Source organism: Chryseobacterium subflavum (assembly GCF_055762745.1).
Window position 1 is genome coordinate 799,172 of record NZ_JBVTMR010000002.1, and the last position, 22,362, is coordinate 821,533.

A 22,362-nucleotide genomic window follows, 5' to 3' on the forward strand; every position below is an offset into this window, starting at 1 on the left:
CAAATGTGAGTGCAAAAGTAAAAACTTTTTTTTTATCTGCCAAATTTATTTTTAAATAATTTCAATTTTCTTCAGATAAATATTTTCTCAGTTTGTCTATTGCTTGTTCTATTTTAAAATTTTCTTGTTCCTTATCTATTTTCTTGATAATATTTCCCAACATTATCATTGCGTTGTTCCATTCTCCAGTAGTATTGGTGAAAGTTAGTCCATCTATAGTTACTTCAAAGGCTACCCTCTCTCCATACCTGTAAAGTCTGAAACTTATCTTGTCATCTCTGCCTATTATCCCATCTTCATTAACTTTCAAGTCGTAACTTTTTGGGTTAGAGTGGATCTTCTTAAAAAGCAATGTTGCTTCTTGAATTTTTAAATCCGGCATGATATCAAATTTGGTAGCCTATAGGGGAATCGAACCCCTGTTGCAAGAATGAAAATCTTGAGTCCTAACCACTAGACGAATAGGCCAAATTTTGAGGTTGCAAAAGTAATAATTAACTTCTTAACTTCAAAATTATTTTTTACACTATCTGTAAACTTTTTGTATGATAGTATTCTTAATGCCCTTTGTCTCAAGCTCTTTCTGGATTTTCACAGCATCTTCCAATGTGTATACTTTTCCATAAGTGTAGTAGAAAACTCCACTTTCTTTATTCCTTTCCACGTCTTTCAGGGTCTGGAGAATAAATGAGTTACCATTTAATTTATCTCCTACATATACCTCTATCGTATAGTATCCGGTACTTAGTTTTTGGTTAGGCATAAATCCTACGGCAAATGCATTTTTGAATCCGGCATCTTTGGCTGTTCTAAGGTTAATATCTTTTACGGAAGCCATATTCGTTACTCCATAATAATATTTGTACAGTCCGTTTTCTTTGATAGGAAGAATGTAATTCAATCCTTTAAGAGCTGGATCTCCATCATTGTATTTAGTAGGGGAGCTCATTAGCAGTATCCTGAAATCATTTTTTAATGCAACTTCTACAGGTTTTTCTGGTTCAGGCTTTTTGGTTGCGATCATAGAAGGACCTCCTGACTTTCTGTCAATTGCTTTTTTATAATCGATAATCGCCTGATAGATACTTTCTGCAATCTCTTCCTGTCCTCTGTCCGAGGCTAAATAGTGACTTTCTTCTGCATGATTGATAAATCCGGTCTCAATAAGTACGGAAGGCATTGCATTCATACGAAGAACGTGCAGGTTCTTTTGGAAAACACCTCTTGAAAATCTTTTGTCTTTATTTACAAAGTTATCTTCTACCAATCCACCGAATAATAAGCTAGATTCCAGGTATTTGCTTTGCTGAAGCTTTAATGCAATCAGAGATTCCGGAGAGCTGGCATCATAGGAACCAAAGGTCTGTCTGTCTTTTTCATCAAGAAAGATCACATCATTTTCCCTTTTGGCAACTTCCAGGTTGGTGTCATTTTGGTCAGGCCCCTGTACATAGGTTTCTGTTCCGTAAGCTGAAGATCTTTGTGCCGAGTTACAGTGTACCGAGATAAAAAGGTCGGCTTTGCTTCTGTTCGCGAGATTGGTTCTGTCGGAAAGAGAAGGATATTCGTCAAATTTGCGGGTATAGATTACTTTAAAGTCTTTATTTTTTTCAAGCATCCTTCCTAATTTTAGGACAACTGAAAGGGTTACATCTTTTTCAGCAAGAAGTCCAATATCACTATAAGTCCTCTTCGCCCCTGAATCACTCCCTCCATGTCCTGCATCTAAAACGATCGTAAATTTTTTTTGTGAAAAAATAAATTGGCTCAAAAGAATGAGGATAAATGATAAAATTATTTTAAATTTTTGTTTGTACATCTTACAGTTTTAAAAATTATATTAATTTTGAGCCTTAATTACATACAATAAAATTGGCCAAAACCGTCCTCAAAAATATATTACAAATTTTAATTATCCTAATTTTTAACAATTTTTTAGCACAGAAAACTCCTGAAAAATTGCCTAAAAATACGGTAATTAATGATACTATTTCCAAAAAGGATACCATTGTTGCAAAGAAGGAATCATTAGATGATGTTCTTATGACAAAAGCAGATAATATCCGGAGAGATTTCCCTAAAAAAATGATATACCTGAACCAAAAAGCTCAGGTAAAATATCAGGATATGCAGATTGATGCGGATTATATTTCTATTGATGAGCAGAAGAATCTGATCTATGCCCGTGGAAAGCAGGATTCTTTAGGAAAGAAGATTATAGAACCTGTACTTACTACCCAGGCCGGGAAAAAGTATGAAACGGATCAGTTCAATTATAATTATAAGACAAGACAGGCGATTGCCTATAACGCACGAACAGAAGAGAGTGAAGGGGTAATCATTGCCAATAAAACGAAAAAGTATAATGATTCCGTTTTTGCAATGAGACACGCATTATATACTACAGATGAGTATTTCCTGAAGAAAAAAGATACAGCTGCAGATTACCATTTGCTCGCTTCCAATATCAAACTGGTAAAAACCAAAGAAAAATCCCAGATTATTACAGGACCGATACAAATGTATATAGAGCAGGTGCCTACACCTCTAATTATGCCTTTTGCTATTTTACCGTTTTCCAGTAAAAGGTCTGCAGGTATCCTGATCCCCAGTTTCGGGGAAAGACAGGATGTAGGGTTTTTCCTGAATGGCATCGGATATTATCAGCCCATTGGAGACCATTTTGATATGAAAGTCCTTGCTGACATTTATACGAAAGGAAGCTGGAACGTGAGACCGGAAATGAACTATGTAAAGAAATATAGGTATTCGGGGAATTTCACCGCTGATATAGGAACGACCATCAGAGGAATTAAAGGATTGGATGATTATTCAAGAAGCAGTACATACAGGATTGCCTGGAGGCATACGCAGGATACAAAAGCAAATCCGTTTCTTACATTTTCTGCATCGGTAGATATCGTAAGTAATAAATTCTATAATAATACCATCAACAATAACTATATATTCAATCAGAACGTATTGAATACCCAGCAGAACTCGACCGTTACAGTGACTAAAAGGTTCTTAAAACTTCCTGCTACTGTTACGGCAACGGCATCGTATTCACAGAACTTTGCTACCGGATTGGCAGATCTTCGTTTGCCGCAAATGAACGTTGCAATCAATCAATTTTATTTATTTAAATCAAAAACAGGAGTAAGACAAGGTCTTCTGGAAAATATTACGGTAAATACCGGATTAAATTTAACAAACTTTGTGACAACAAACGAAGGGGAGCTATTTACTAAGGCTATGTGGGATAAGCTTCAAACAGGTCTTACGAATAATATTACTTTAGGGACGAATACCACCGTTGCTAAATATTTTACCTTCAGTTTAGGAACTACAATTAATAATGCCCTGACAACAAAGACCCTTACCAGATATTATGATCCTTTAAGCAACAATTCTAATAAAGTGGTAGACCAGGTGAATAAGCAGATTGCAGGATATTCTTATTTTTCAAGTACAGCGAGTTTACAGACTACATTATACGGAATGCTTAATTTCAAAAAAGGATCTGCAATAGAAGCCATCAGGCATATGATGACCCCAAGTATCGGATTCACTTATTCTCCTGACTTCGGAAAACCTGGATTCGGGTACTATAAGAATTATTATGATGCCAACGGGGCTTTAACTCCTTATTCTATTTTTGACGGTGGGATTGTAGGATCGCCTACAAGTGGTATGCAAGGATCATTAGGTTTTAATATAGGGAATAACATTGAAATGAAGGTAAAGTCTAAGAAAGACTCTACAGGAGTGAAGAAAATAAAAATCTTCGAATCATTAAATCTTTCCGGAAGTTATAATTTTGCTGCTAAAGACCATCCATGGTCAATTTTCTCAATTAACGGACAATCTTCATTTTTTGAGAATAAATTAAGTGTTAATACCAGCCTGTCATTAGATCCATATAAAATTCTTTTTGTTCCGGGATCAGATACTGGTATCAGGACTGAACGTTTTGGGGGATTTAGTGTACAGGGGTTCAATATTCAGGTGTCATATCCTTTAAGCAGTGAGATCTTTGGAGCTAAAACAGATTATGCTAAAAAATACCAGTCTAAAGGAGAAATAAGAAATGAAAATTATTATTTCGATGATGATCATTATGCTCATTTTGATCAGGCATGGACTTTGAATGTTAATGCAAACTACGCTTATTCCAAAAACTTATCCAGATTTGGGACGAAAATTGCTTCAGTAGGATTGGATGGAAGTATTAAGCTTACTCCTTATTGGAACATTAACGGGAGTACACACTACGATATGATCACCAAACAGTTGGCATATACAAGGATAGGGTTCTCCAGGGATCAGCGAAGTTTTACGATTAATTTTAACTGGGTTCCTTTCGGACAATATAAGGTATATGACTTTTTTATAGGGATAAAAGCTAATATTTTGAGTGATGCACTTAAATATAAGGATAGAAGTTTTACCCAACCGAATGCACCTTTCTAATATAAGGTGGAGTTTTGAGAATAAATTTTATATTTGCACCCAAAATAAATTTTGCTGAATCCATTAAAGTCCCGGAAGAGGGATAAAGCAAATGGTGATAGTATAGATAAAAAAATAAATATCCACATATGAAACAAATAATCAACACAGTTAATGCTCCTGCAGCAATCGGACCTTACTCACAAGCAAATATGGCTAACGGAGTTTTATATATTTCAGGTCAGATTCCTGTAGATCCTGCAACAGGTAAATTGGTAGAAGGAATTGAGAAAGAAACTCATCAGGTAATGAAAAACCTTGAGGCAATTCTTACTGAAGCTGGGATGACTTTTAAAAACGTTGTAAAAGCGACAATATTTCTTAAGAGTATGGATGATTTTGCTGTGATGAATGATATTTATGCATCTTATCTGGATGCAGAAAGCTATCCGGCTCGTGAAACGGTACAGGTTTCTTGCCTGCCTAAGAATGTTGATATTGAAATTTCGATGATTGCACATCAGGATTAATGAGCTTTATAAGAAATACATTTGCGGTGTTGGTAGGTCTTGGTATTGCAGGGCTTATTATTACTCTTGGTATAAGAGCTTTTCCGCAGTGGATTACTTTTGATGCTTTTGCTCCTTTTGAACACTGGCAGAGATTTCTGTACAGCATGAGAAATGACGGAGCCTTTTTTGGATTTCTGTTGTTTATTTCCGGTTTAGGAACAACAATAGGAGGTGTGGCAACCGCGATTATTGTAAAATATGCTAAAGTAGCCTATGCTATTCTCATTGGTTTTATCATGCTGTTCATAGCAATGCTGGATGTTATTATATTTCCTTACCATCCTACATTTTATAAAATTTCCATATTTCTTACCTTTTTCCCTTTCTCCTGGATCGGAGGTAAGATTGTAGAAGTTATTTATGAGAGGAATAAGAAAAAGAGGATTGCTGATAAAATGAATAAAACAAAATAAAAAAAACGCTGCATTTGCAGCGTTTTTTTATTTATAGTTTCTTTATTGATTAAGGCATTTTGAAACCTTTTGTATAGATTCTTCCATATTCATCCACAAACTTCACCTGAACATTTCCCTGATACTTGTCAAGGATCTTTTCAACATCTTTTTGTGAGTTTACAGGCTTACCGTTGATCTCTATAATGATATAGTTATCTACAACTCCTATTTTAGCCATTTCGCTTCCTTCTGATACGTTTTTAGCGATAACACCACTGTTTAGTCCGTAGCTGGTTTTAAAGGAGTCACTTAATGGCTCAAATTCAGATCCTATTTTTTCTGTAACGCTAAGGTCAGCCTTAGTTCTCGTAGAAGTTCCTCCTTTCTGGTCTTTTAAAGTAACCGTAGTCACATTTTCTTTACCGTTTCTCAGATAAGTAACCTGAACTTTATCACCAGGACGTTTGCTTCCTACCGCCATAGAAAGATCTGCAAAGTCTGTAATTAATGTTCCGTCTATTTTAGTGATGATATCTCCGTTTTTGATTCCTGCATTTTCAGCACCACTGTTGTCCGTAACTTCTGTAACATAAACTCCGGAACCTACTTTAACGTTGGCTTTTTTCTGCTTGTTGTACATAGCAACCTGCTGATCATCTGAAAGGTCTAAAGAAGCAACTCCTAAGAATCCTCTCTGTACAATTCCAAACTTTTTAATGTCTTCAACAATTTTTCTTGCCAGGTTAGAAGGGATTGCAAATCCATATCCCTGATAATAACCTGTGGTAGATTGAATGGCCGAATTGATCCCGATCAGGTCGCCATTGGCATTTACAAGTGCTCCTCCTGAATTTCCAGGGTTAATGGCAGCATCTGTCTGGATAAAACTTTCAATCGGATTACTTGCTTTTCCTTGTGATCCAAGAATGCCGATTCCTCTTCCTTTTGCAGAAATAATACCGGCAGTTACCGTAGAGTTCAACCCAAGCGGATTACCTACAGCAAGAACCCATTGCCCTACTTCAATGTTGTCTGAATTAGCAAAATTCAAATAGGGTAGTCCCTTTTCTTCTATCTTTAATAAGGAAATATCCGTATTAGGATCGGTTCCTACTAATGTAGCGATATATGACTTTTTATTGCTTAAAACAACTTCCAATTTATTGGCACCTGCTACAACATGGTTGTTTGAAATGATATACCCGTCCGGAGAAATGATAACTCCTGAACCCATCCCTGAAGGCATGTTGTCCGGAATCTGTTGTTGTTTCTGTCTTTGTTGTCCGCCTCTTCCTCCAAAAGGATCTCCGAAGAAGAAATCAAATAAATCCTGCTCCGACGCTCTGCTTGAAGTCCTGGTCTGGTAATTTTTAATGGTAACTACAGCAGGAACTGTTGTTTTTGCGGCTTTTACAAAATCATCTCCTGTAGCTGCCGTATTCATTCCAGCGAAAGAAGTATTGGCAGATTTAGTAAAATAAGATTGGTCTCCGTTGTTGGCATTGTGACCGAAATATTGTATCGTGCCAACGGTAGTAGCTCCTGAGATAACTCCTACTACAGCAAATGGTAATAGTTTTTTTAAAGTACTCTTCATTGTATATCTTCTTTTATTTTTTATTAATTAATTCTAGTTTTACAGTAAACAAATTTAATGCTAAATAGGTGTGCAATTAGTGTAATGTGTTTCAACTTTAACTAAAATTTAACAGGAATACGGTATTTTTATGGTATTACTGATAATTGATGAAATCTCAATTAACGAAACTTAAAAATTTATTAAAGACAATATGACATATAGATGGTTGTATTGTCACAAAGGTTAAATTATCTGTATTTTCATACAACAAATTACCATATTTATTAATCTTTTTCTTCAGCACCATTAAAGATAGTGTTTTAAACCGAGAATAGGGCTAATAGAAAAAATGATTATCTTTGCAAAAATTTTTCTCACTTAAAACGTTTATAGCATGCAACTGTACAACACCTTAAGCGCAGAAGAAAGAGCTCAACTTATTGATGAAGCCGGTAAAGAACGTCTTACATTGTCTTTCTATGCGTATGCCAAAATTGAAGATCCCAAAAAATTTCGCGACGAATTATTTATAGCCTGGAATGCACTTGATGCTTTAGGGCGTATCTATGTTGCTCACGAAGGAATCAATGCTCAGATGAGCGTTCCTGCAGATCAGTTTGAGGCTTTCCGCGATACACTGGAGGTGTATGAATTTATGAAAGGAATTCGTTTGAACGTAGCTGTTGAGCAAGACAATCATTCTTTTTTAAAATTAACAATAAAGGTCAGACATAAAATCGTTGCCGATGGATTAAATGATGATACTTTTGACGTTACCAATAAAGGGGTTCACTTAAAAGCTCAGGAATTTAATAATATGCTTGAGGATCCTAACACCATTGTGGTTGATTTTAGGAACCATTATGAAAGTGAAGTCGGTCATTTTGAAGGGGCTATTACACCTGATGTGGAAAACTTCAGAGAAAGCTTACCGATTATCAATGAGCAATTACAGGATTTTAAAGAAGACAAAAACCTGTTGATGTATTGTACCGGCGGGATCCGTTGTGAAAAAGCCAGTGCTTATTTTAAACATCAGGGCTTTAAAAACGTGTTCCAGCTAGAAGGTGGAATTATTGAATATACCCGCCAGATAAAAGAAGAAGGGATTCAAAGTAAATTCATAGGTAAGAACTTTGTATTTGACCACCGTTTAGGGGAAAGAATTACAGATGATATCATTTCACAGTGCCACCAATGTGGAAAGCCTTGTGACAATCATACCAATTGTTCCAATGATGCGTGTCATCTACTCTTTATCCAATGTGATGAATGTAAAGCGGCAATGGAAAACTGCTGCTCTACAGAGTGTTTGGATATCATACATTTGCCAATGGAAGAACAGGTGAAATTAAGGAAAGGATTACAGGTAGGAAACAAAGTTTTCAGAAAAGGTAAATCCGATGCTTTGAAATTTAAGAATTCCGGTGATTTACCTGCTAAACCTTTAGCAAAAGCCGAAACCAAAGATATCCAAAAAAAAATAGCGGTTAAAAAAGTATTGATTGGGAAAGCAGAACATTATTATTCAAAATCAAAGATCGGACAATTCCTGATTGAAAATAAAGAACTTACCGTGGGTGACAAAGTATTGATTTCAGGACCCACAACAGGTGAAAAGGAATTGACGATTACTGAGATTTATGTGAATGGAAGCTCAAATGAAACGGCAAAAAAAGGAGATCAGATTACTTTTGAAATTCCTTTTAGAATTCGTTTGTCAGATAAATTATATAAGATCGGACAACCTTCGGAAGGTGTATAATAAGAATAGAAGTACAAATGCTGAAGTCCGAACTTAGAAAAGAATATATGCAAAAAAGAAAAACCTTGTCATCTGATGAGGTTTTCTTGTTATCTGAAGCGATTTTCAAAAATTTTGTTAATTTTTTTAAGCCATTCCCAGGTCAGAAGGTGCATATTTTTCTTCCTATTGCAAAGTTTAATGAGATCAATACTCAGATTTTTGTTGAGTATTTCTTAAACAATGGCATTCGTGTTTTCGTCCCGAAAGTTGTTGATCAGAAGCTTATTTCAATTGAAATATGTAAAGACTCCCTGTTTGAAACCAGTTCCTGGGGGATTTCAGAGCCTGTTTCCAATCAGGATTCCGGCATAAAGGAATTTGACCTTGTGATAACCCCTGTTCTCTACTGCGATGGTTTAGGAAATAGGGTAGGATATGGAAAAGGTTTTTATGACAGCTTTTTTCAGGAACTTTACGGAAAACCAAAAAAAATCGGGGTGAATTACTTCAATCCCGATGAGATTATAGATGATATCTGGGAAAATGATATTCCTTTAGATTATTTGGTTACTCCTACTGAGGTACTGTCTTTCTTTACAGGAGAGGAATAGAATTTTAAAAAGTAAAATTTGAATTCTTTTTTGAATTTTATTGGTTTTGACATAAGGGTGTATTGAGCGTTTTTCTCAAAAGTTCCAAGTGATCTGTTCTTATCGTCGAAATACTCTACATTGAATTTTGCATAATCCAAAGTGTCTTTTTTATAAAAGTCCTTATGTACTTCCAGGTTATTTACTTTCACGGACTTCACCTTTAAGCTGTCTAGTTCCCTGAAAAGATTTTTGAACGTAAGGCTGTCCGGTTTGTGAAAATAGCTTTCCATCTGGGAGTAAATTACCGTATCAATTTCCGTATTTCTTTTTCCTGACAGGTATAATGTAGATAAGTCTAAAAGCTCCTGCACCTTCTGCTTGGTGATAGAATTAATAGCCTGCATACTGTCCATCTGAACTGCCGGATAGGTTTTTGTATTATTGCTGTTCCTCAATTTATCCAGATCACTTACCTCGCTTTTCTTATTGTTACAGGAAATAAAAGCTGTTATCAGTAATAAGGCAATTAAAAATTTATTTATTCTTTTCATCAGTATTTGCAATTTTAAATTTAATAGATATTATTTTTCCCTTATCATCCTTTTTCATTTCAATCACCTTTAGATTTTTCAGGGATGTTGTAGGAGTCGTCACGAGGGTAATATATTTTTGTTTGTCTAAAGTTTCTATACCATACGTATCGTTATCATATACCTGATAAATTACGGCACTGTTGCTGATTAAATTTTCTAACTGTTTTCTTTTTTGTTTGATCAGGGCAAATTGTTCTTCCGGATTTCCTCCCTTTACATCCTTAATAGAGAAGTAATAAGCCGCCATTTTATAATCATCCGGCTTCATTTCGATCATTTCCTCCTCAGGGGCGTTTTCCAGGCTTCTGTTAACAGTTAGAGGTTCGTAGAAAGGTGCTGTGATCTGCATTTTCAGAATTTTATCCTTAGTAGAGTACCTGAAACATTCTCCCGGGTTAATTTTAAACAGGATTGGGGATTCGTTTTCTTTAAATACTTTTATTTCTAAGGTATTGATTACCGCAACCCCTCTGTCTGCATCTGTGAAACAATATTTATACTCTTTGGAGAAAATTTCATCCTTAAAGCCTAAAACTCCGGTAATGATAATTAAAATAGAGGTTATCATGGCCCAGGCATTCTTTTTCATGAACTTTTTTTCCGGTTCAGGGGAAACTGTATCGGATAAAGTGTTGAAATTTTGATTTTGGTTAACTGTTTGATTTTCAGTATTTGATTTTTGTAAATCAACATTTTCTAGCCCTTTTATAGGCGTTTTTTGTGGTTGATCATCATTTTTTGGAGTTGAAGGTAGCTGATTGATCGTTTCTTCCAATTCCTGCAGTTCTTCATCGCTGAGATCTTTCTCATCCTGTAATAATTCTCCTGCAAAAAGATGTTGCTTTTTAAACTCGTACCATGAGTCGTATCCCGCATAAATACTCAATAAATTGAGCATGTCTATCCTAGGCAATTTTGTTACCGGTGAGTTCTTGAAATAGGTGTAAAATGATTTTTCGCTGATGTTTCCCTTCGCCTTTTTCCGAAGATCCTCCTGAAAATAGATAATATCAATCCCTTTCCATTTAGAAATATCATCATAGGAAGGAGTGTATTCTTCTAAATATTGAGCCTGTACATCCCTTTTCAGCTGCTCAAAGTGTAATAGATCTAAATCTGTCAAGTTTATATAAAGTGATTAAGTTATTGATTATCAGTTGTACTTATTTGTAAAATTGTTTTACAAAGGTATTACAATTATTTTTCATAGACAAACTTTCTATCTGCTCTACCTTTGTCTTGTTCAAATAACAGAACGAAAGAAAATTTTATAAAACAATATTAACAAAATTAAATTTAATTTATTATGAAAAAGTCGTTATTCGTAGCTGCTATCGCTGCAATCTCTCTAGTTGCTTGTAAAAAAACTGAAGCTACTTCTACTGAAGGTGCTGCTGATTCTGCTGCTGTTGCTGCTACTGATTCTGCTGCTGTTGTAGCTGATTCTGCTGCTCAAGTTGTTGATTCTGCTGCTACTGCTACTGTAGACGCTGCTAAAGGTGCTGCTGCTGCAACTACTGCTGCTGCTGCTGACGCTGCTAAAGGTGCTGCTGCTGGAGCTGCTGATGCTGCTAAAGGAGCTGCTGATGCTGCTAAAGATGCAACTAAAGAAGCTGCTAAAGAAGTTAAAGACGCTGCTAAGAAATAATTCTAGTATGTTACTAAATAAAAGAACCGTTTCGCTCAGCGAAGCGGTTTTTTTTATTATATATATTATCTTCCTTATTCCTTTTTCTGTCTCAGGGATTCGTAACACGTAATGGCTACGGCATTACTAAGATTTAAAGAATCTATACTTCCTGCCATAGGAATTAATGTATTTTCCCCTTTTCCAATCCAGAAATCACTTAAACCCGAATGCTCGGTTCCGAATAAGATTGCAGACTTTTGGGTCAGATCCCTTTTGTAGAGATCTTCAGAGTCTTTGTCCATAATGGTTGTATAAATACCGAACTGATTCTTTTTCAGAAAATCAAGGGTTTCTTCATTCCCGGCCTGGAATACTTCCATTCCGAAAAGACATCCGACACTTGATCGGATCACGTTAGGATTATAGAAATCAGCTTTTGCATCTGTAATAATCAGTGCATCTATTCCAAAGGCCTCGCAACTTCTTAAAATAGCACCAAGGTTTCCTGGTTTTTCAATTCCTTCAACAATAATTACAGTTGCATCCTTTTTAGGTTTAAAAGAGGAAAGGTCAGCTTCTTTGGCTTTATAAATTCCAATGATCCCTTCCGAAGTGCCTCTATATGCAATTTTTTCATATACTTTTTCACTGACATAAAATACCTTCCCAAGAGGGGTTTCTCCTTTGAAAATTTTTTCGCAGATATAAAATTCGACCGGTTCAAAATCAAATTTCTGAGCCCTTTCATTTTCCTGTTGGCCTTCTACTACAAAGATTTTAGATTTTTTACGAAATCTGTTATCTGTAAGAAGCTTAGTAATATTCTTGATTTTATCGTTTTGAAAACTTTCTATTAACATGCTGCAAAATTATGGAAATTATTGATCGGTTTTTGTTTCCTAAGAACTGAAAAAAGATGAGAAAGAGAAATATTAAAATTTAGTAGCTGTATTTAGAAAAGCTTACCATGTTTTCCTTTATTAGATGAGTTTAAAAGAATACTGCTTCCAACTACCATACACAAACAGCTGGTAACCCACAGGTAATATCCTGCACCAAAAGAAATGATGGCAGACTCGTTACCTGCTTCATCAATAATTATCGTTTTTGATGAAAAATAAAATAATGACAGACAGAAAGCGATCAGACTGGAAATAACAGATACTTTAACCTGTTTTAAAAGTAGGGCAAGCCAGGAAATGAATAATAAAGGATTGGCTAGCCAGGCAATGTTATTTTCTAGCTCAAGCCATCCTAAAAGAAAGCAGTTAGAAGCATCGGTTTCACGCCCTTGCGTGTAAACAGCTACTTGTGTTAAAGAAATCAAGAATATAACAAGGCTTATTGCAAAAATAATTTGTGTTTTTTTCATTTGATCATTATTCTATGCTGGTTATATTTTCACTATTATCAATAAGGCTTTGAGGAAGCTCTTTTTTATTTTTTATTCCCAGGGATTTAAGTTTTTGTGTTTGGATAATCAGGTTGTCATTTCCGGTAGATAACTGTTTATAAGCATCATTAAAAACATTTTTGGCCTGATCTAGATTTTTACCTACTTTTTCAAGGTTTTCTACAAAACCTACAAACTTATCATATAATCTGGCCCCCCGGTCTGCAATCTCCATAGAATTTCTGTTCTGATATTCTCGTTTCCAGAGATCTGCAATGAGTTTTAAGGAAGTAATCAGGTTGCTTGGATTTAAAAGCAGGATCCTTTTGTCATAAGCAAAATTCCATAAATTCTGATCGGCCTGCATTGCTGCAATATAGGCCGGTTCACTTGGAATGAACATCATCACAAAATCTAAAGATTTGCCATAATCATCATAAGCCTTCTGGCTTAATTGAGAGATATGATTTTTTACGGACGATAGATGCTGATTTAATTTGATGGCGTAGATTTCAGGATCGGTTTCGTCTACTAATTCTGTAAAGGCAGTGAGGGAAACCTTGGAGTCCACAATAACATTTCTTTCATCAGGATACTTTACTACCGCATCCGGGCGCATTTTTTTTCCTGAAAACTCTGAAAATAACGCCTTATTATCCTCATCACGCAGCTCATGTTCTAGAAAATATTCCCTTCCTTTAACCAGTCCTGATTTTTCAAGAATGCTTTCAAGAATCATTTCTCCCCAGTTTCCCTGTGTTTTACTTTCTCCTTTTAAGGCCCGGGTCAGTTTTTTTGCATCTTCGGAAATCTGCTGATTGAGCTCCGCCAGTTCTTTTACTTTTTCAGCCAGCGAAAAACGCTCCTTATTTTCTTTTTCATAAGCTTCATTTACCCTGTTTTTCAAATCAGTGATCTTTTCCTGAAAAGGCTCAAGAATAGTTTTAAGGTTATTTTGATTCAGAGTAGTAAATTTTTCAGCTTTTTCCTCGAGGATTTTATTGGCTAAATTTTCAAACTGAACCTTTGAATCTTCCTGGATCTTAATAATTTCTTCTTTCTGGGTTTGAAGTGATTTCTGTAAATTTTCATTCACTGCCGAAAGTTCAGAGTTACGCGCATATAAATGCTGCTTTTCCGTAAGAAGGCTTTCAAGCTGCGAGGCTTGTTTGGAAATAATTTGTTTCTGTTCCTGAAACTGACTATTTAAAGATGAATATTCCGCGGAAATTTTTGCATATTCATTTTTAAGATCATTGAGAAGATCTGATTGTTGCTGATTCTGATCTTTTTCATGATTGATGTCCTGATATAATTCCTGGATTTTTTGATTGATATTTTCCAGATCAGAATTCTTTCTTATATATAAATTGTTTACCTCGTCATAAGAAGCCCTTGAAACCATTGAAGATTTCAGCATAAAATATAAAATAACGGCACCTAATAAGGCACCGGTTATAAAACCTACGATTAAATATGTCATCTCCATTCTTCAAAATTATGAAAAAACGCTGGAAGCTGGAAGTGAGATCAGGAACCTGTTGTTTTCCGTTAAATAGTTTAAGTTTTTTAAATAGATAAAAATAAAATACTTAGTGACTTTTTGTAAGATTTCAATTGCTCCCAGCTTTCTTTCCACAATCTCCTTTCTGAATAAGAATACTTATATTTATAGGAAATTTAAGTGTTTATGAACATTTTGTTAGTAGAGGATGATGAGCGAATCAGTAAATTTCTTGTCAAAGGCTTGGGCGAGGCCGGATATCAAATGGTTCTCGCAGATTCCGGAGAGAAAGCCCGTGATCTAATCAGTACCTATGACTTTGATATTATTCTCATGGATATTATGTTGCCAGGGCTGGATGGAATGCAGCTGACGCAGATCATCCGCTTCAAAAAAAATTATACTCCGATTCTGGTTCTTAGCGCTTTGAATAGTCCTGATGATAAAATAAAAATGCTTGATCTGGGAGCCGATGATTATTTATCAAAGCCATTCCATTTTGAAGAATTGATTTCGAGAATCAAAGCATTGACCAGAAGAAATAAATTAAGCTATCAGGAAGGATCGCAGCTTTTACGTTGTGGTAACCTTACAATTGATACAGATCTCCACAAAGTGGTTCAGGATAATAAAGAAATTGAACTTTCCCCTACAGAATATAAACTTTTGACTTTCCTTTTAGAAAATAAAAACAAAGTTCTGAGCAGGACTCAGATCTTACATAATGTATGGGGAATTGATTTTGACAGTACGACGAATGTTGTTGATGTGTACATTTCTTATGTGCGGAATAAAATTGATGAAACGGATCAAAAGATTATCCACACAATTAAAGGAACAGGATATCTGATTAAAGATTAAAGATGACGTTAAGAAACAGGTTTACCATAATTTCGAGTCTTTCATTCGGTATTGTTACCATCATCGCTTTTGCGGTGGTGTTTTTTGCTTATTATGACAGTACCAGAATCTCTTATTTTGAAAGATTAAGAAATACGGCCCTTATTTCTGCCATTTATTATCTGGAAAAAGATGAATTGCCAAAAAGCAGGCATGCCCAGATAAAAACGGAATACAATCATTTGATAGAGAATAAAAAAGTAGCCGTTTACAATAAATACAATGAAGTTACTTTTGGGCAGAACCTGAATGATAAGAATATCAAAGCACTTCATCTGAAGTCTGCAAGAAATAATAAGATGGTACAGTTTATGGCCGGGAATAATTTTTATTACGGCATATTCTATCCGGATAATCAGGGTGACTTTGTCGTTTTTGTCAAAGCCCCGAATGATTCTTTTAAATCACAAATGGTAAGGCTTTCCATAATTATGCTGGCAGTACTGATTTTAGGATTACTTGTTATTTATTTCCTGAGCAGGTATCTTTCCAAAATCGTGTATAAACCTCTATCCAATGTTGTGGATAGGATCAATAATGTAGATTATACCAATATTTCCAGCGCAATTACATCTACCCATACTCATGATGAAATAGATGACCTGATCAAGTCCTATAATAAATTGTTTGGAAGAATTTCTGAAAGTATTTTGCTTCAGCAGAATTTTATCAACTATGTGTCTCATGAATTTAAAACACCATTAGCCGCTATCTCGGGCAATCTTGAGGTTTTTGCTCAAAAGGACCGGACGCCTGAAGAATACCGTAAAGTGGTGAAAGAATCATTGGATAATGTATATGAAATTGAAAGTATCCTTAATAACCTGCTGTTGATGTCAGGTCTTACGAAGCTTGAAAATTCTCACCAGCAGGTAAGAATTGACGAGCTGATCTGGAAGATATATGAAAAGCTAAATCCTAAAGCCCAGGAAAATAACTCTTCTATTAAAATCAATCTTCTGGTAAACACTCCTGATTTACTGGAATTTCCGGGTAATGAAACTTTGCTTTATCTGGCATTGTACAATATTGTTGAAAATGCTATTAAATATTCCGGGCATCATTCTGTAGAGATTGTGTTGTCTGAAGAACAGGATAGACATTTATTGATTGAAGTTAAGGACCAGGGCAGAGGTATTTCGGAGGATGATCTTCAAAAGATCACGGAAACTTTTTATCGCGGAAAAAATGTAGATAATATAAAAGGAAGTGGCATTGGCCTATCCTTATCTAAAAGCATATTCGATCATCATCATATTCAGATGAAAATTAATTCTGTTGTGGGCTCAGGAACCCAGGTATCGCTCATATTTCCGGTTACAAAATAGTTTTCTAATCGAATTCTAATTTTGGACTAACCGAATCTTAATGGTATTTGGAATTGGCTTTAATGTTTACAAAATAGCTTTGTGGTCTTAAACAGAAGACCTTGAAGAAAATCATTTTTACACTATTCTATATTCATTTTTTCGGGTTCTTTTCGGCACAAATTGCGGACACGTTGCAGATTGGAAGAAAAGAAGCGGAAACATTATTTCTTGCGAATAACCTTGATATTATTGCGCAAAAACTGGAAATTTCCCAGGCGGAAGCCCGTGTCGTTCAGGCGAAATTCTGGCCTAATCCTAAGCTGACTGTCAATGAAGTTAATCTTTGGCGTACTTACGATATCGAACAGCAGCCAGCTTTAATAGGGAATTGGGGAAAGAATACCCAATTCTCTGCTGAGATAGAGCAGGTAATCCAGACTGCAAGAAAAAGGAGGAAAAATATAGAACTACAGAAAATTGAAGTAGATGGAGAAAAGTATGAATTGCAGGAAGTATTGCGTGAGCTGAAAAAGTTATTACGAAATACTCTGACAGAGGTTATCTACAATCAGGAACAGCAGAAACTGTATCGCGGTCAGATTTCCTCTATAGAAAAACTAACAAAATCCTATCAGAATCAGTTAAACCTTGGAAACATAAGCAAATCCGAATATGTGAGGCTGAAGGCCCAGGAAATTGAATTCAAAAAGAAATTAATTTCATTACAACAGGAAATTGCGGAACAACAGGTCGAGTTAAAAGCTTTACTCATTCTTCCGGCTACATCTTATCTTGTTATTACAGATCATTTGTCAATTCCTGAAAAGGAGCTTTCTGAGTTGGAATTATCCAACTGGCTGAATATTGCCAAAGAAAATCGTCCGGACATCCGGATTACAAAAAATAAAGAGAAATACGCACAAAAAAATCTTGAATTACAACGAGCTCTCAGAACTCCTGACATAGCGCTCTCCGTGGGATATGACCGGGGTGGAAATATCATGAAGGATTTTGTAGGGTTGGGTATTTCATTTGATCTTCCGGTTTTCGACAGAAATAAAGGAAATATCCAGGAGGCTAAACTGGAGGTTACCAAATCCAATTTTGAGACCCGCAAAAACATCCTTAAATCGGAAAATGAAATCGTTTCCGTATTTCAGAATTATACCCGAACGCAAAAGATTTCTGAGGAACTTGATGGACCGTATGAAAGTACTTTGGATGGTTTATTGGCCAGTCATGAGAAAAACTTCAGATTGAGAAATATCAGCATGCTGGAATATATGGATTTCCTGGAAACCTACATCGGAAATAAAATGATCATACTCGATACGAAAAAAGAACTTAATCAATATTATGAAAACCTACAGTACGTTGTAGGGCAAGACTTATAAATATGAAAATGAATAGCACAAAATATATGGCAGCTGGCTATTTTTTAGCACTTGTTGTCCTGACCGGTTGCACAGAGAAAAAGCTCAATGAAAATACCGGATCCAAAAACTACTGCATTAGCAAAGAGCTAAAAAAAGATCTTAAGCTGGCAAAAGTAGAAATGCGCTCTGTGGAAGAAAGTATTACTCTTACCGGAGAAGTTGAAAGCAATTCTGATAAAACAGTTCCTTTTGTAAGTTTAGTGGATGGAGTGGTTACGGATACTTATTTTTCCCTGGGTGATTATGTAAAAAAAGGACAAGTCCTTGCCAGTATAAAAAGTGTATCCCTAAACGAAATGCAGGATGATACCCAAACTTTACAGGCTCAGTTGGCTGTTGCTAAAAGAAAGCTCTCTTCTGTGGAGGCAATGTATAAAGATGATATTGCCTCACAAAAAGATTTGCAGGAAGCAAGGTCTGAAGTTCAGATCATACAGTCCAATATTTCCAAAACCAAAAAGAATATGCAGCTGTATTCTGCAGGCAGTACAAATATGCAGGTTAAAGCTCCTGCAGATGGTTACGTAATTGCTAAAAATATTTCTACCGGTATGCCTGTAACTGCCGGAGGTGAACAGCTTTTTACCATTTCTAATCTTGATAAGGTGTGGGTAATGGCTAATGTGTATGCTACCAATATGAGACATGTGTACGTGAATCAGCCTGTAGTAGTAAAAACGCTTGCCTATCCGGATGATAGTTTTTCCGGAAAGATTAATGTCATCTCCCAGGTTTTTAATGAAAATGAAAGAGTGTTGAAAGCTAAAATTATTATGGACAATAATAATATGAAACTTAGACCGGGAATGTCTGCAGATATTGTTTTACCTATTAATGCACAAAACAGAACAGCATTGGCAATTCCTGCCAAAGCTCTGATCTTTGATAATAACCAAAGTTATGTTGTGGTCTATAAAAAAGATTGTGCCATAGAAATGAGAGCTGTTACCGAAGTGGCATCCAACAGTCAGTACATTTATGTAGAAGGAGACCTTAAAGAAGGGGAGATGGTTATTGCTTCCAATGGATTGCTTATCTACGAAAACATGAAAAATCAATCCAATAATTCTACGAAGTAATGCGAAAATTTGTACAAAGTATAGTTTCTTTCTCGTTAAAAAATTCTTTGATTGTACTTCTGGGTACTCTGCTTTTGCTTGCTGGTGGAATTTATTCTTACATGCATACTCCAATAGAAGCGTTTCCGGATGTTACAAACACCAGGGTGAGGGTAATTACACAATGGCCGGGACGAAGTGCTGAAGAGATAGAAAAATTTGTCACGCTTCCAATTTCAAAAGAAATGAGCACAATACCGAATAAAACCTCAGTACGGTCTATTTCTTTATTTGGTTTATCTGTGGTGACGGTTATTTTTGATGATCATGTGGATGATTTTTATGCCCAGCAATATGCTTCGAACCGATTGGGGAATGTTGAACTTCCTAATGGAGCAAATTACAGTATAGAACCACCTTCAGGTGCTACCGGAGAAATTTACAGATACATCATTAAAAGTAAATTGCCTATTAAAGAGGTTACCTCTATTCAGGATTGGGTGATTGAAAGAGAGCTTCGTGCGGTCCCGGGGGTTGCGGATGTTGTAAGTTTCGGGGGAGAAGAAAAGATTTATGAAATAAAGATCAATCCAACTGAATTACATAATTATGATCTTTCGCCATTGGATGTTTATGAAGCTGTTTCCAAAAGTAATATTAATGTAGGGGGAGATGTGGTTTCAAAAGGAGATCAGGCATATGTGGTTCGTGGTATAGGGCTTCTGGAAAGTAAAGAAGATATTGAAAACATACAAATTGAGGTTAAAGGATCCACCCCGATTCTGGTGAAGCATGTGGCCGAAGTAAAAGTTTCTGCCAAGCCAAGGTTAGGGCAGGTGGGGTACAATAAAGAAAATGATGTTGTAGAAGGAATTGTGATCATGCTTCGTGGGGAGAATCCGAGTGAGGTGATTGGACGTCTTAAAGAAAGAATCGGTGAATTGAACGGAGGAGAATTGCCAGGCGATGTAAAGATCGTTCCTATCATCGATCGTACAGAACTTGTAAATACCACTGTGCATACCGTATCCAAAAATTTGGTGGAAGGGGTGATTCTGGTATCTATTATTGTATTTATATTTTTATACAATTGGCGAACAACATTTATTGTGGCGTCGGTTATTCCTTTGGCATTTTTATTTGCGATCATTATGCTGAGGATCCAGGGATTGCCGGCTAATCTTATTTCAATGGGAGCCCTTGACTTTGGTCTGCTTCTGGAGGGTACACTCGTTATTGTAGAGCATGTTTTTGTAGCTCTCGAACAAAAGGCCAAAAAGGTAGGCTTACGGCGATTCAATAAAATGTCGAAACTGGGCATTATCAAGAAAAGTGCGGGAAGTGTTGCAGGGTATATTTTCTTTGCCCTTTTAATTCTTATTGTAGCGTTAATGCCTATTTTCTCCTTCCAGAAAGTAGAAGGCAAAATGTTTTCTCCATTGGCATTTACCCTAGGGTATGCTTTGCTGGGGTCTTTGATTCTGAGTTTAACTTATGTTCCTGCAATGTGTAAACTTTTGCTCACGAAGGATATAGAAGAAAAGGAGAATTTTATTTCGAAATTTTTCAGGGTGAACATTTATAAGCTTTACGCGTTAAGCGCACGCTACAAAAAAACTTTTATTATAGGATTTGGGGTTCTTTTGGTTATTTGTGGATGGAGGTTTTCCAATTATGGATCGGAATTTTTACCAAAGCTTAATGAAGGGGCAATTTATGTTCGTGCCACCCTTCCCAATAGTGTAAATCTCGATGAATCCGTGAGGCTTACTAAAGAAATGAAACAATTACTTTCCAGATATGATGAAGTGGAATTTGTAATGACGCAAACCGGTCGTCCGAATGACGGAACAGACCCGACGGGGTTTTTTAATATTGAATTTAATATTCAGTTGAAACCTGAAAATGAATGGAAGAAAAAGATTTCCAAAGAAGAACTTCTGGAGGAAATGAGGGTTTCGCTGGAAAAATATCCCGGCATTAATTTTGGGTTCAGCCAGCCTATTCAGGATAATGTGGAAGAATATGTGGCAGGGGTAAAGGCTCCTCTGGTGATCAAGATTTTTGGTAATGACCTTTTCCAGCTTGAAAACTATGCCAATCAGGTTGCGAATTCCATTAGAACCGTACCCGGAATTTCCGATGTGAATGTTTTTAAAAATATAGGCTTACCGGAATTAAGGATCCAGCTTCATGATTCCAAAATGGCAAAATACGGTGTCTCAACTGCTGATGCACAGGCGGTGATTGAAATGACTATCGGAGGGCAGGCAGCAACAAAATTCTATGAAGATGAAAGGATGTTTGACGTGATGCTAAGATTTGAAAAACAATATCGTGATAATCCGGAGAAAATAGGAAATATTCTGATTCCGACACAGGATAATAAGAAGGTGCCGTTGAAGGAAATTGCAACGATTGACTACCATACCGGGCCATCCTTTATTTATCGCGAAGGTAATAGCCGATATATTGGTGTCGGATTTAATATTGAGGGACGAGATCTTGGAAGTACGATTAAAGATGCAAAAGCAAAAGTAGCAAAAGATGTACATATTCCTAAAAACCATAAAATGACCTGGGCAGGGGAATTCGAAAGTAAAGAGAGGGCTGCCAAACAGTTGGCAATGGTTGTTCCGATTTCGCTCTTGCTTATCCTGATGTTGCTTTACTTTAACTTCGGTAACATTAAAGATACACTGATTTCATCTGTAACATTGGCTTTTGCATTTATTGGCGGGTTTTTATCACTTTGGTTTACCGGAACTATTTTTGGAATTTCAGCGGGAATAGGGTTTATTATCCTGTTTGGTGTTGCAACAATTGACGGAATTGTATTAATAGGGGTTATGAAAGAAAATCTTCAGAATAAAATGTCCCTGAAAGAAGCAATCAGCCAGGGAGTTCAAAGCAGAATCAGACCGGTGATAATGATTGCCTTGATGGGATCAATGGGGCTTTTTCCCGCAGCAATGTCCAATGGAATGGGGTCTGAGATTCAAAAGCCTTTAGCCATTATGATCGTGGGAGGATTGATTATATGCATGATATTGTCTTTTACCGTATTGCCTGTTATTTTCTATTATGCATATCAGAAAAAATACAAAGCAACATTATAATTCTTTCAATTTTATTACATGTTAGTTTTGTTTGCCGGAATGTGAGGATTCCGGCATTTTTTTGATTTATGAATAAAAAAA

19 protein-coding genes and 1 tRNA gene are annotated in these 22,362 nt (G+C 36.0%); 11 read left to right on the forward strand and 9 right to left on the reverse strand.

Features of this window, described 5'->3' with window-relative positions:
* Positions 1-61: 61 nt before the first annotated feature.
* From AC0INN_RS12910 to AC0INN_RS12920, 3 genes are all read right to left on the reverse strand, one after another.
* Positions 62-382 carry a hypothetical protein gene (locus AC0INN_RS12910; protein ID WP_172284615.1) on the reverse strand — a complete coding sequence of 107 codons (321 nt, stop codon included), beginning with the start codon at positions 380-382 and terminating at the stop codon, positions 62-64.
* Between the two features lie 11 nt (positions 383-393).
* Positions 394-468: transfer RNA gene (locus AC0INN_RS12915), tRNA-Glu, on the reverse strand.
* A 58-nt stretch (positions 469-526) separates the two neighbouring features.
* Positions 527-1,819 (reverse strand): N-acetylmuramoyl-L-alanine amidase family protein, encoded by a 1,293-nt coding sequence (locus tag AC0INN_RS12920; protein WP_172284613.1) that lies wholly within the window; start codon positions 1,817-1,819, stop codon positions 527-529.
* A 53-nt stretch (positions 1,820-1,872) separates the two neighbouring features.
* Between AC0INN_RS12920 and AC0INN_RS12925 the strand changes: the two genes are divergently transcribed.
* The 3 genes from AC0INN_RS12925 to AC0INN_RS12935 all read left to right on the forward strand — a co-directional run bounded on the left by AC0INN_RS12925 (position 1,873) and on the right by AC0INN_RS12935 (position 5,437).
* Complete coding sequence (locus AC0INN_RS12925) at positions 1,873-4,473, forward strand: putative LPS assembly protein LptD (protein WP_172284611.1); 2,601 nt, start codon at positions 1,873-1,875, stop codon at positions 4,471-4,473.
* Between the two features lie 128 nt (positions 4,474-4,601).
* Positions 4,602-4,982 carry a RidA family protein gene (locus tag AC0INN_RS12930; protein ID WP_045491236.1) on the forward strand — a complete coding sequence of 127 codons (381 nt, stop codon included), beginning with the start codon at positions 4,602-4,604 and terminating at the stop codon, positions 4,980-4,982.
* On the forward strand, positions 4,982-5,437 hold the full coding sequence (locus AC0INN_RS12935; RefSeq protein WP_172284609.1) for a hypothetical protein: 456 nt from the start codon (positions 4,982-4,984) through the stop codon (positions 5,435-5,437). The genes AC0INN_RS12930 and AC0INN_RS12935 overlap by 1 nt, the downstream gene beginning before the upstream one ends.
* Before the next feature lie 49 nt (positions 5,438-5,486).
* Here AC0INN_RS12935 and AC0INN_RS12940 read toward each other — a convergent pair whose 3' ends face one another.
* Positions 5,487-7,016 carry a trypsin-like peptidase domain-containing protein gene (locus AC0INN_RS12940; protein WP_172284607.1) on the reverse strand — a complete coding sequence of 510 codons (1,530 nt, stop codon included), beginning with the start codon at positions 7,014-7,016 and terminating at the stop codon, positions 5,487-5,489.
* A 376-nt stretch (positions 7,017-7,392) separates the two neighbouring features.
* Here AC0INN_RS12940 and trhO point away from each other — a divergent pair, with 376 nt between their 5' ends.
* Positions 7,393-8,763, forward strand: a complete 1,371-nt coding sequence (gene trhO, locus AC0INN_RS12945; protein ID WP_306613490.1) for an oxygen-dependent tRNA uridine(34) hydroxylase TrhO — start codon at positions 7,393-7,395, stop codon at positions 8,761-8,763.
* A 47-nt stretch (positions 8,764-8,810) separates the two neighbouring features.
* Positions 8,811-9,356: a 5-formyltetrahydrofolate cyclo-ligase gene (locus AC0INN_RS12950; RefSeq protein ID WP_306613492.1), complete on the forward strand. Its 546-nt coding sequence runs from the start codon at positions 8,811-8,813 to the stop codon at positions 9,354-9,356.
* On the opposite strand, the gene AC0INN_RS12955 is transcribed toward AC0INN_RS12950, so the two are convergent.
* Positions 9,305-9,889 carry a hypothetical protein gene (locus AC0INN_RS12955; protein WP_172284601.1) on the reverse strand — a complete coding sequence of 195 codons (585 nt, stop codon included), beginning with the start codon at positions 9,887-9,889 and terminating at the stop codon, positions 9,305-9,307. The genes AC0INN_RS12950 and AC0INN_RS12955 overlap by 52 nt on opposite strands.
* Positions 9,873-11,054 carry a hypothetical protein gene (locus AC0INN_RS12960; protein WP_306613494.1) on the reverse strand — a complete coding sequence of 394 codons (1,182 nt, stop codon included), beginning with the start codon at positions 11,052-11,054 and terminating at the stop codon, positions 9,873-9,875. The genes AC0INN_RS12955 and AC0INN_RS12960 overlap by 17 nt, the downstream gene beginning before the upstream one ends.
* 183 nt (positions 11,055-11,237) lie before the next feature.
* Between AC0INN_RS12960 and AC0INN_RS12965 the strand changes: the two genes are divergently transcribed.
* Positions 11,238-11,579: a hypothetical protein gene (locus tag AC0INN_RS12965; RefSeq protein WP_172284597.1), complete on the forward strand. Its 342-nt coding sequence runs from the start codon at positions 11,238-11,240 to the stop codon at positions 11,577-11,579.
* Positions 11,580-11,653: 74 nt separating this feature from the next.
* Here AC0INN_RS12965 and AC0INN_RS12970 read toward each other — a convergent pair whose 3' ends face one another.
* The 3 genes from AC0INN_RS12970 to AC0INN_RS12980 all read right to left on the reverse strand — a co-directional run bounded on the left by AC0INN_RS12970 (position 11,654) and on the right by AC0INN_RS12980 (position 14,443).
* The gene (locus AC0INN_RS12970) at positions 11,654-12,421 is read right to left on the reverse strand and encodes a TrmH family RNA methyltransferase (RefSeq protein WP_306613497.1); all 768 of its coding nucleotides are present in this window, start codon (positions 12,419-12,421) and stop codon (positions 11,654-11,656) included.
* 92 nt (positions 12,422-12,513) lie between these two features.
* Positions 12,514-12,933, reverse strand: a complete 420-nt coding sequence (locus tag AC0INN_RS12975) for a hypothetical protein (protein ID WP_306613500.1) — start codon at positions 12,931-12,933, stop codon at positions 12,514-12,516.
* A 7-nt stretch (positions 12,934-12,940) separates the two neighbouring features.
* Complete coding sequence (locus tag AC0INN_RS12980) at positions 12,941-14,443, reverse strand: DNA recombination protein RmuC (protein ID WP_373428016.1); 1,503 nt, start codon at positions 14,441-14,443, stop codon at positions 12,941-12,943.
* A 201-nt stretch (positions 14,444-14,644) separates the two neighbouring features.
* Between AC0INN_RS12980 and AC0INN_RS12985 the strand changes: the two genes are divergently transcribed.
* The 5 genes from AC0INN_RS12985 (at position 14,645) to AC0INN_RS13005 (ending at position 22,281) form a co-directional block, all read left to right on the forward strand.
* A complete protein-coding gene (locus AC0INN_RS12985; protein WP_172284590.1) occupies positions 14,645-15,319 on the forward strand; it encodes a response regulator transcription factor in 675 nt (224 codons plus the stop codon).
* A 2-nt stretch (positions 15,320-15,321) separates the two neighbouring features.
* Entirely contained in the window at positions 15,322-16,686 is a 1,365-nt protein-coding gene (locus AC0INN_RS12990) for a sensor histidine kinase (protein WP_273650531.1), read from the forward strand.
* Positions 16,687-16,787: 101 nt separating this feature from the next.
* A complete protein-coding gene (locus tag AC0INN_RS12995; RefSeq protein WP_273650532.1) occupies positions 16,788-18,062 on the forward strand; it encodes a TolC family protein in 1,275 nt (424 codons plus the stop codon).
* A gap of 8 nt (positions 18,063-18,070) precedes the next feature.
* Positions 18,071-19,183: an efflux RND transporter periplasmic adaptor subunit gene (locus AC0INN_RS13000; protein ID WP_273650533.1), complete on the forward strand. Its 1,113-nt coding sequence runs from the start codon at positions 18,071-18,073 to the stop codon at positions 19,181-19,183.
* Positions 19,183-22,281, forward strand: coding sequence for an efflux RND transporter permease subunit (locus tag AC0INN_RS13005; protein WP_273650534.1), 3,099 nt, complete (start codon positions 19,183-19,185; stop codon positions 22,279-22,281). Before AC0INN_RS13000 ends, AC0INN_RS13005 begins: the two co-directional genes overlap by 1 nt.
* Positions 22,282-22,362 lie beyond the last annotated feature (81 nt).